Origin of the sequence: Pseudonocardia xinjiangensis (assembly GCF_012911925.1) — a bacterium.
GTDB classification, from domain to species: domain Bacteria; phylum Actinomycetota; class Actinomycetes; order Mycobacteriales; family Pseudonocardiaceae; genus Pseudonocardia; species Pseudonocardia xinjiangensis.
In genome coordinates, this window is the sequence record NZ_JAAXKY010000210.1 from 1 (window position 1) to 10,359 (window position 10,359).

A 10,359-nucleotide genomic window follows, 5' to 3' on the forward strand; every position below is an offset into this window, starting at 1 on the left:
GGTGAGTCGCCCCTCCGAGTCGGGACGACAGGAGGGGCGACTCACCCGCGGAAACGGGGCGACTCGCGGGAGTTGGTCAGCGGGCCGGGGAACCGGGGTGCTCGTCCAGCTCGTCGGGGATGCCGTCGTCGTCGCTGTCGGGCAGCAGCGGGTCGGGGCGGCCGGCGCGCACCGCTTCCAGCTGCGCGGCCAGTGCCAGCCCCGCGAGCAGTGCGATACCCGTGACGTTGGCCCACAGGAGCAGGGCCATGACGGCGGTGAGAGGTCCGTAGGTGTCGTCGAACCCCGCCGCGGCCACCACGTACAGCGCGAGCAGCCCGGACCCGGCGAGCCAGGCCAGCACGGTGACCGCCGCACCCACCGCCAGCCAGCTCAGCCCCGGCTGGCGGCGGCGGGGAGCATGACGGAACAGCAGCGTCACGGCCACCACGAGGGCCGCCAGCCCGATCGGCCAGCGCAGCGCGTCCCAGACCTCCTCCGCGCCGTCACCCCAGTGGTAGACCTGCTCCATCGCCTCGCCGAACGGCTCGCCCGCCACGATCAGCAACAGGCCGAACGCCATCGCGACGCCCGCCGTCGCCGTCAGCACCGCGGCACGGCCGTACTTGCGCAGTGCCTGCCGGTCCCGCTTGGTGCCGTAGATCCGGTTCGCGCCCCGCTCCAGCTGGGCGAACGCAGAGGTGGCGGCGGCGAACGCGGTGGCCAGCCCCAGCACGACCACCACCTCGGCGCGCTCGCTCCCCTCGTCGGGACGCCCGTCGAGCACCTCCGAGAGAAGCGAGTCGCTGCTGCCGGGCGAGATCGCCACCACCGTGCGCGCGACGACCTCGGCGAACGACTCCACACCGAGCGCGCTCGCCAACCCCGCCCCGGCGATCACCAGCGGCACCGCGGCCAAGGCCAGCTGCAACGCGAAAGCGCGGGCGTGGCTGAACCCGTCGCCGTAGCGGAACCTCACGAACGCCGTGGCCAGCAGGTGGCCGAGGCCGTAGCGACGCACCGTGTGCCACGCGTCGTCGGCCGACAGCTCCTCGCCGGACATCAGCTCGGTCTCCGGGACCACGCGAACCGAGCTCACGCGCCGAACCTACCGGCCCCCGAGGTTCAGGAAAGCCACTTTCCTGCCCGGAGAGGGCCTGAAAGTGGCTTTCCTGAACTTACGGGACGCGAGACGCGGAACGGCCCGCCCGGGCGGAGCCGGGCGGGCCGTTCGCGGTTGTGCTTGTCGATCAGTCGTCGCTGGACTTCGCCAGGTCGACGGGCGGGGCGTCGGGGACCGTGACGGGCTTCGGCTCACCGCGGAAGGTGAACTTCGCCTTGTCGTCAGCGGCCCGGGACCCCTCGGGGGCGTCGGAGTCGACACCCTCGACGTCGACCACCACGATCTGGCCGGGCTCGATCTCGCCGAACAGGATCTTCTCCGACAGCTGGTCCTCGATCTCGCGCTGGATGGTGCGGCGCAGCGGCCGGGCGCCCAGCACGGGGTCGAACCCGCGCCGCGCGAGCAGCCCCTTCGCCGCAGGCGTCAGCTCGATGGCCATGTCCTTGTTGGCCAGCGCAGCCTCCACCCGCGTGATCATGAGGTCGACCATCGTGATGATCTGCTCCTCGGTGAGCTGGTGGAACACGACGATGTCGTCGATGCGGTTGAGGAACTCCGGCCTGAAGTGCTTCTTCAGCTCGTCGTTGACCTTGTTCTTCATCCGCTCGTAGTTCGACACCTCGTCGTTGCCCTGGGCGAACCCGAGGCCGACCGCCTTGGAGATGTCCTGCGTGCCGAGGTTCGAGGTGAAGATGATGACGGTGTTCTTGAAGTCCACCGTCCGGCCCTGACCGTCGGTCAGGCGGCCGTCCTCGAGGACCTGCAGGAGGGTGTTGTAGACCTCCTGGTGGGCCTTCTCGATCTCGTCGAACAGCACCACGGAGAACGGCTTGCGGCGCACCTTCTCGGTGAGCTGGCCGCCCTCCTCGTAGCCCACGTACCCGGGAGGGGCACCGAAGAGCCGCGAGGCGGTGTAGCGGTCGTGGAACTCGCCCATGTCGATCTGGATGAGCGCGTCGTCCTCGCCGAACAGGAAGCTCGCCAGCGCCTTGGACAGCTCGGTCTTACCGACACCCGAGGGGCCGGCGAAGATGAACGAGCCGGAGGGGCGCTTCGGGTCCTTCAGGCCGGCCCGCGTGCGGCGGATGGCCTGCGAGACCGACTTGACGGCCTCCTCCTGGCCGATGATCCGCTTGTGCAGCTCGTCCTCCATGCGGAGCAGACGCGTGGTCTCCTCCTCGGTGAGCTTGAACACGGGGATACCGGTCCAGTTGGCGAGCACCTCGGCGATCTGCTCGTCGTCGACCTCGGCGATGACGTCGAGGTCGCCGGACTTCCACTGCTTCTCCCGCTCGCCCTTCTGAGCGAGAAGCTGCTTCTCGGAGTCACGCAGATGCGCGGCCCGCTCGAAGTCCTGCGCGTCGATCGCCGACTCCTTGTCGCGACGCACGGCCGCGATCTTCTCGTCGAACTCGCGCAGATCCGGCGGCGCGGTCATGCGGCGGATCCGCATCCGGGCGCCGGCCTCGTCGATCAGGTCGATCGCCTTGTCGGGCAGGAAGCGGTCGCTGATGTACCGGTCGGCCAGCGTGGCCGCGGCGACGAGCGCCGGGTCGGTGATGGTGACCCGGTGGTGCGCCTCGTAGCGGTCGCGCAGCCCCTTCAGGATCTCGATGGTGTGGCCGACACTCGGCTCGCCCACCTGGATCGGCTGGAAGCGGCGCTCCAGCGCCGGGTCCTTCTCGACGTACTTGCGGTACTCGTCGAGCGTGGTGGCACCGATGGTCTGCAGCTCACCACGTGCCAGCATCGGCTTGAGAATGCTGGCGGCGTCGATCGCGCCCTCGGCGGCACCGGCACCCACGAGGGTGTGGAGCTCGTCGATGAACAGGATGATGTCGCCGCGCGTGCGGATCTCCTTGAGCACCTTCTTGAGGCGCTCCTCGAAGTCACCGCGGTAACGGGAGCCGGCGACCAGTGAACCCAGGTCGAGCGTGTAGAGCTGCTTGTCCTTGAGCGTCTCGGGCACCTCGCCCTTGACGATGCCCTGGGCCAGCCCCTCGACGACGGCGGTCTTGCCGACGCCGGGCTCGCCGATCAGGACGGGGTTGTTCTTGGTCCTTCGGGAGAGGACCTGCATGACCCGCTCGATTTCCTTCTCCCGGCCGATGACCGGGTCCAGCTTGCCCTCACGGGCCGACTGGGTGAGGTTGCGACCGAACTGGTCGAGAACCAGCGACGACGACGGGGTGCCCTCGCCACGACCACCGGAGGTGCCCTCGGCGGGCTCCTTGCCCTGGTAGCCGGACAGCAGCTGCAGGACCTGCTGGCGGACGCGGTTGAGGTCCGCACCCAGCTTCACGAGGACCTGCGCGGCAACTCCCTCACCCTCGCGGATGAGGCCGAGCAGGATGTGCTCGGTGCCGATGTAGTTGTGGCCGAGCTGAAGCGCCTCGCGCAGAGACAGCTCCAGCACCTTCTTGGCCCGCGGCGTGAACGGGATGTGCCCGCTCGGTGCCTGCTGGCCCTGACCGATGATCTCCTCGACTTGCTGGCGGACGCCCTCCAGGGCGATCCCGAGGGACTCCAGGGCCTTGGCGGCCACTCCCTCGCCCTCGTGGATGAGGCCAAGGAGGATGTGCTCGGTGCCGATGTAGTTGTGGTTGAGCATCCTGGCCTCTTCTTGGGCCAGAACGACAACACGCCTCGCTCGGTCGGTGAACCTCTCGAACATTTACACTCCTAGCCTGGCTGCGCCATGCACCGGCGCGCGCTGCGCCGCGTACACCCCGGGTACCACTGTATCGGCCCAGGGGGGATGGTCGCCCGGGTCGTTCGTAGTGGAAACAACGTCGCAACGCCTGTCCGGATTCCCGATCGGCCCATTGCCGGGGTGGACCCGCTGGTCAGCCTGCCGGGGCGGCCTCACGCTCCGCAGCCTTGTCCGCACGCCACCCGTCCTCGTTGCGTCCGCGTCTCCAGTATCCGGAGACCGACAGCAGTTCGCGGGCCACCTCGCGCTCGCCGACAAGGTGGGTCCGCACCCCGCGTACCAGGCCCGCTTCGCCGTGAACGAACGCATGGACGCGCCCGTGGGGAAAGGTCATGGCGCGCACGGCCGCGAGCAGCTGATCGGGCGTGTCCGCATTGCGGTGGAGCCAGGTGACCCGCAGATCGCCCGGCGAACTCAGGTGCTGCTGTTCGGCGGCGTCGGCCACCTCGAGGACGGCGTGGACGGGCACCCCCGCCGGAACGCGTTCGCAGGCCGCGCCGATAGCGGGCAGCGCACTCTCGTCACCCACCATCAGGTGCCAGTCGGCCTCGGGGTCCGGCGCGTACGCGCCGCCGGGACCCAGCAGCCGCAGCACGTCGCCGGGGCGGGCCGCCGCCGCCCACGGCCCTGCGACACCCGTGTCGCCGTGCACGACGAAGTCGATCGCCAGCTCACCGGCATGCGGATCGAAGGAACGCACCGTGTACGTCCGCGTGATCGGCCATTGTTCGCGTGGCAGCTCCGCCCGGATCACGTCCATGTCGAACGGCTCTGGACAGGCAACGCCTGCGCGCGGAAAAACGATCTTCACGTAGCGGTCGGTGTAGGGCGTGTCGGGGAAACCGTCGAGGTCACCGCCCCCCGCCACCACTCGGATCATGTTCGGGGTCAGCCGTTCGGTGCGGCGGACCTCCAGGACGGTCGTCCTACGGGCCACGGGGCCTCCTCTGCCGGGTTAGGTCACCCTAAACAGAAGACGGGGCCGGCGCACCCCGCCGACCCCAACCCGTCCCCTGAACTCAGTTCTCCTGGTGGTATGCGTCGAGCACCTCGGCCGGAATACGGCCCCGGTCGGAAACCTTCATGCCCCGCTTGCGGGCCCAGTCGCGAATCGCCTGGTTCTGCTCCCGGTCGATGGACGGACGGCGCGCCGGAGCGCTCGTTGCCGTACCACCACGGCGGCGTCCGCCACCGGAACGACGCGCGGCCGCGACGAACGCCGCGAGTGAGTCCCGCAGCTTCTCCGCATTGTCCTTCGAGAGGTCGATCTCGTAGTTCTTGCCGTCGACACCGAACTCGACCGTCTCGTCGGCAGCCTCTCCGTCCAGGTCGTCGATCAGTCGGATCTCACGGATCTGCGCCACCGTCGCAGCCCTCCATACTTCATCGTTGTTGTTCTGCGGCGACGCCGCATCAACGCGCACGATATATCCAATTCAGTGCGACTGTCGAGTCGGGCCGCCCAACACTGCCGGTAGTTACTCAGAACGCACGATCGGGTACAGAATGGTCTCCCGGATTCCGAGCCCTGTGAGCGTCATGAGCAGCCGGTCGATGCCCATTCCCATCCCACCCGACGGCGGCATTCCGTACTCCATCGCACGCAGGAAGTCCTCGTCGAGCTGCATCGCCTCGACATCTCCTGCCGCGGCGAGCAGGGACTGGGCGTAGAGCCTTTCCCGTTGCTCGACGGGATCGACCAGTTCGGAGTACGCGGTGGCAAGCTCCGTGCCGAACACGATCAGGTCCCATGCCTCGGCGAGCCGCGGCTCGGTGCGGTGGCGCCTGGTCAGCGGGCGGACCTCGATCGGGTAGTCGCGAACGAACGTCGGCTCGACGAGAGTGTGCTCCACAAGCTTCTCGAACAGTTCCAGCACGATCTCACCCGCACTCAATGAATCCTTGAGTTCGACGTCGTGCGTCGCTGCGAGCTTCCGCAGATCCTCGACCGGAGTGTCCAGGGTCACCTCTTGGCCGACCGCCTCCGTGACAGCCGCGTGCAGCGTCACCGATCGCCATGGGGCGCCCAGATCGTGTTCGGTGCCGTCGTGGTGGCGGACCACCGTCGAACCGAAGACGGCACGCGCGGAGGCCAGCACCATCTCGCGTGTCAGATCGGCCATGTCGTCGTAGGTCGCGTACGCCTGGTACGCCTCGAGCATCGCGAACTCCGGCGAGTGCGTGGAGTCGATGCCCTCGTTCCGAAAGTTCCGATTGATCTCGAAGACGCGTTCGATACCGCCCACCACGCTGCGCTTCAGGAACAGTTCCGGGGCGATCCGCAGGTACAGATCGACGTCGAGGGCGTTGGCATGGGTGACAAACGGACGCGCAGTGGCGCCGCCGTGCTGCAGTTGCAGCATCGGTGTCTCGACCTCGACGAAGTCGCGCTCGTGGAGCACCGACCGGAGCGTCCGAACGACCTGAGCGCGGTTGCGGACCATCTCCCGTGCCTGTGGCCGGACGATGAGGTCGACATAACGCTGGCGCACGCGCATCTCCTCGGAGAGCTCGCGATGTGCCACCGGCAGCGGACGCACGGCCTTGGCCGCCATCTCCCAACGGTCGGCCATCACCGACAGCTCGCCCCGGCGGGAGGTGGCCACCTCGCCGTGCACGAAGACGTGGTCGCCGAGATCGACGGTGGTCTTCCAGCGGGCCAGCTCCTCATCGCCCACCAGCGCGAGGCTCAGCATCGCCTGCAGCTCCGTGCCGTCGCCCTCTCGCAGCGTGGCGAAGCAGAGCTTGCCGGTGTTGCGCAGGAAGATCACCCGGCCGGTGACACCGACCTGCTCCCCGGTGCCCGTGTCGGGCGGCAGATCCGGATGGGCGGCCCGCACGTCGCGGAGGCTGTGCGTGCGCTCGACCGCGACCGGATAGGGGTCCCGGCCCTGGGCGAGCATCTCCGCCCGCTTGGCCCGGCGCACCCGCATCTGTTCGGGAAGCTCGTTGTCGGGGCCGTCGAGTGGGTCGGTGCTCACAGACTCCAGGTTAGTGACGCCCGCTCCCGGGTTTCCGGCCGGTCTTCCCGGCCCGATCCGCGGCGACGTACGGTCGATCGTGTGACGACATCCCGGGCCCGGTCCTTCGGCACCGCGGCCGCCGAATACGCCCGCCACCGTCCGGAGTACGCGGACAACGCCGTCGACTGGGCACTGGAACCAGTGGCCGCCCGGCCCTCGCTCCAGCTACTCGATCTCGCCGCGGGCACGGGAAAGCTGACCGGCGCGCTGCACACCCGGGGCCCCGTCATCGCCGTGGAGCCCGACCCGGCGATGCTCGCCGAGCTGCGGTCCCGGTTCCCCGACGTCGACGCGCGCGAGGGCAACGCGGAGTCGATCCCGTTGCCGGACGCCTCGGTGGACGCCGTGCTGGTCGGTCAGGCCTGGCACTGGTTCGACCCGGAGCGTGCGCTGCCGGAGATCGCCCGCGTCCTGCGGCCCGGTGGGGTGCTCGCCGCCCTGTGGAACGGCGACGACGCGAATGTCGAGTGGGTCGCCGGTTATCACAAGGCCGCAGCCCTGATCGAGCGCCGGGTCCGCGACCGCGCCGACTCCGGCCTCCGGCTGCCCGAGCACGAAGCCTTCGAGGCGAGCGAGCACGCCGTCCTGCCCAACCCGGTGCGCACCACGATCGACGGCCTGGTCGCAACCCTCGGCACGCACTCGTGGGCGCTCGTCGCCGATCCCGCCGACCGCGACGCGGCGCTGGCACGGGTCCGGGCCTACCTCGCGACGCGCCCCGAGACGTCGGCAGGCGAGTTCGAGCTCCCGCTCGTGACCGACGTGGTGCGGATGTTGCGCAGGTAGGTCAGCCGCAGACCCAGCAGCGTCAGGTCGGGCACGAACTCGGTGATCGTCTCCGAGTTCCCGACCATCAGCGGCGCGAGGCCGCCGGTGGCCAGCACCGTGACCGGGCCTGCCTTGGGCCCGAGCTCGGCGAGGATGCGTCCGACCAGCCCGTCCACCTGGCCGGCGAACCCGTAGAGCACCCCGGACTGCAGGCACTCCACCGTGTTCTTGCCGATCACCGAGCGGGGCGGGACCAGCTCGACGGTGCGTAGTGCGGCCGCGCGAGTGGCCAGCGCCTCCAGCGAGATCTCGATGCCGGGGGCGAGCGCACCGCCGAGGAACTCCCCCTTCGCGGACACCACGTCGATGTTCGTGGACGTCCCGAAGTCGACGACGATGCACGCGGTGTCGAACAGGCGGTGGGCGGCGAGGGTGTTCATCACGCGGTCGGTGCCCACCTCCTTCGGGTTGTCGACCAGCAGCGGAACGCCCGTGCGCACGCCGGGCCCCACGACGACGTTCGGGTCGCCGCGGCGGTCGATGAGCAGCCGCAGCTCACGGAGCAGGCTCGGCACGGTGGACAGGGCCGCGATGCCGGTGACCTCGCCCGCGAAGCGGCCGAGCAGACCGTCGACGGCGACGGCGAGCTCGTCGGCGGTCATGCGCGGGTCGGTGCGCATCCGCCAGTCGCGCACCAGTGGCGGGTCGACCTCGGGCTCGCCCTCGGTGCCGGTGTCCGCGTAGAGCCCCAGCGCGATCTGGGTGTTGCCGACATCCACGCAGAGCAGCACGGCGCCGTCCCCCTACAGCTGCACGGAGATGTTGTCGATCAGGCGGGTGCGCCCGAGCCGCGCCGCCACCAGGAGCCGCGCGCGACCCGCTGTGGGGTCCGGCCGCAGGTCGGGGTCGCGCAGCTCGAGGTACTCCACCTGCAGCGCGGGCTCCTCCGCCAGCACCGCGCGCGCTGCGTCCAGCACGGCCTCCGGGCCGCGGGCCGACACCGCCGCCCCGGCGGACAGCGCGCGCCGCAGTGTGGCCGCCCTGGGCCGCTCCTCGGCGGAGAGGTAGACGTTGCGGCTCGAGAGCGCCAGGCCGTCGGGCTCCCGGACGGTGGGAACTCCGACCACCGACACGGGGAAGTCCAGGTCGCGCGCCATCCTCCGGACCAGGATCAGCTGCTGGTAGTCCTTCTCGCCGAAGAACGCCACGTCCGGGGCGACGATGTGGAAGAGCTTCGCGACCACGGTGAGCACACCACCGAAGTGACCGGGCCGGGCGGCGCCCTCGAGCTCGTCACCGAGCCGGCCGGGCACGATCGTGGTGTCGGCGCCGTCGGGGTACATGTCGGTCACCTCGGGGAGGAACACCAGCTCGACGCCCTCCTCCCGGCACACGTCGAGATCGGCCTCGAGCGGTCGGGGATAGCGGTCGAGGTCCTCGCCCGCCCCGAACTGCAGCGGGTTCACGAAGATCGACACCGCCGTGACGGTGGCGCCGGGAGCGCGCCGGGCGTGCCGGATCAGCTCCCGATGGCCCTCGTGCAGTGCGCCCATCGTCGGGACGAGCACCACCCGGCGGCCCGCGCCGCGCAGTGCGCGCGTCACCGGCGCGATCTCGGCGGGCGAGCGGTGCACGACCAGCTGGCCCGGGGCGTAGCCGCCCTGCGTACGAACCGTCATGTGGAGCCTTCCAGAACGGCGAGCACGTCCTTCTCGGCGTACTCGGACAGCAGACCGGCCGCGAACGCCCGCCGCGCCGTGCGGGCGGCGAGCACCCGGTAGGTCTGCGCGAGGTCGGGGTCGGCGGAGGAGAGCTCGCGCAGGTGCGTGCGCACCGTCTCGACGTCGCCGCGCGCGACCGGGCCAGTCAACGCGCGGTCCCCGTGGCGCAGCGCGTTGTCCAGCGCGGCCGACAGCAGCGGCGCGACGAGCTGTTCGGCCGGGCTGATGCCGGCCCGCTCCAGGGTCTCGACGCAGTCGCGGACGAGCGTGACGAGATGGTTGGCGCCGTGGGCCAGCGCGGCGTGGTAGAGCGGGCGGACCTCCTCCGAGATCCGCACCGGCTCGGCGCCCATCTCCACCACGAGCGCCTCGCCGACGCTCCACGCGGCCTCGTCACCTCCCGTGGCGGTGACACCGACGCTGCAGCCGGCGAGCCGCGCGACGTCCTCGGTGCGGCCGGTGAACGTCATCACCGGGTGCAGGGCCAGCGGCAGCACGCCGTGCTCGGCGGCCGGGGCGAGCGCAGCCACCCCGTGGGCACCTGAGGTGTGCACGACGATCTGGCCGGGACGGAAGCTGCCTGCGGCGGCCAGCCCACGTACCAGGCCGGGCAGCACGTCGTCCGGGACGGCGAGGAGCGCGAGGTCGGCACCCGCCACGACCTCGTCGGGGGCCAGGAGCGGCACGCCGGGCAGCAGCGCCTCGGCGCGCTTGACCGACGCCCGGGACACCCCGGAGGTGGCGACCACCCGGTGTCCCGCGGCCACCCACGCCGCACCCACGACGGCCCCGACCCGTCCTGCCGAGACGACCCCGACGGCGAGCCGGGCCGGCCTGCCTGCACCCATCACCATCTCCTCGCTCGGCCGTGCCGCTGGGGTACCGGACGACGAGCCACCGCCGCGACGCGAGCACAGGTTACGCGGCCGGGCGAGTGCGACGGGCAGCCGACCTGGGCGGCACCGGTTCGGGTGGCCCCGGTCAGGGGTGTCGGGGCGGCCAGCTCTGCGGGGGCGCATCGGGGGGCATCGA

Annotated in this window: 9 protein-coding genes; 1 reads left to right on the forward strand and 8 read right to left on the reverse strand. The window is 70.6% G+C overall.

Annotated elements, in window-relative coordinates:
- Positions 1-76 precede the first annotated feature (76 nt).
- From HF577_RS34730 to lysS, 5 genes are all read right to left on the reverse strand, one after another.
- A complete protein-coding gene (locus HF577_RS34730; protein WP_169400244.1) occupies positions 77-1,078 on the reverse strand; it encodes a YihY/virulence factor BrkB family protein in 1,002 nt (333 codons plus the stop codon).
- 151 nt (positions 1,079-1,229) lie between these two features.
- Positions 1,230-3,776, reverse strand: a complete 2,547-nt coding sequence (locus tag HF577_RS34735) for an ATP-dependent Clp protease ATP-binding subunit (RefSeq protein WP_169400245.1) — start codon at positions 3,774-3,776, stop codon at positions 1,230-1,232.
- A 172-nt stretch (positions 3,777-3,948) separates the two neighbouring features.
- A complete protein-coding gene (locus HF577_RS34740; protein ID WP_169400246.1) occupies positions 3,949-4,752 on the reverse strand; it encodes a siderophore-interacting protein in 804 nt (267 codons plus the stop codon).
- 82 nt (positions 4,753-4,834) lie between these two features.
- On the reverse strand, positions 4,835-5,179 hold the full coding sequence (locus HF577_RS34745; protein ID WP_169400252.1) for a histone-like nucleoid-structuring protein Lsr2: 345 nt from the start codon (positions 5,177-5,179) through the stop codon (positions 4,835-4,837).
- 114 nt (positions 5,180-5,293) lie between these two features.
- Positions 5,294-6,748, reverse strand: a complete 1,455-nt coding sequence (gene lysS, locus HF577_RS34750; RefSeq protein WP_169400247.1) for a lysine--tRNA ligase — start codon at positions 6,746-6,748, stop codon at positions 5,294-5,296.
- Positions 6,749-6,877: 129 nt separating this feature from the next.
- On the opposite strand from lysS, the gene HF577_RS34755 reads away from it, so the two are divergent.
- Positions 6,878-7,624: a class I SAM-dependent methyltransferase gene (locus HF577_RS34755; protein WP_312859579.1), complete on the forward strand. Its 747-nt coding sequence runs from the start codon at positions 6,878-6,880 to the stop codon at positions 7,622-7,624.
- On the opposite strand, the gene HF577_RS34760 is transcribed toward HF577_RS34755, so the two are convergent.
- Genes HF577_RS34760 through HF577_RS34770 form a run of 3 tightly spaced genes read right to left on the reverse strand, consistent with a single transcriptional unit; the run spans position 7,540 to position 10,175 of the window.
- Positions 7,540-8,397, reverse strand: a complete 858-nt coding sequence (locus HF577_RS34760; protein WP_169400249.1) for a type III pantothenate kinase — start codon at positions 8,395-8,397, stop codon at positions 7,540-7,542. The two genes, HF577_RS34755 and HF577_RS34760, sit on opposite strands and share 85 nt — an antisense overlap.
- 12 nt (positions 8,398-8,409) lie before the next feature.
- Entirely contained in the window at positions 8,410-9,285 is an 876-nt protein-coding gene (panC, locus tag HF577_RS34765) for a pantoate--beta-alanine ligase (protein WP_169400250.1), read from the reverse strand.
- Complete coding sequence (locus HF577_RS34770) at positions 9,282-10,175, reverse strand: Rossmann-like and DUF2520 domain-containing protein (RefSeq protein ID WP_169400251.1); 894 nt, start codon at positions 10,173-10,175, stop codon at positions 9,282-9,284. The genes panC and HF577_RS34770 overlap by 4 nt, the downstream gene beginning before the upstream one ends.
- Positions 10,176-10,359 lie beyond the last annotated feature (184 nt).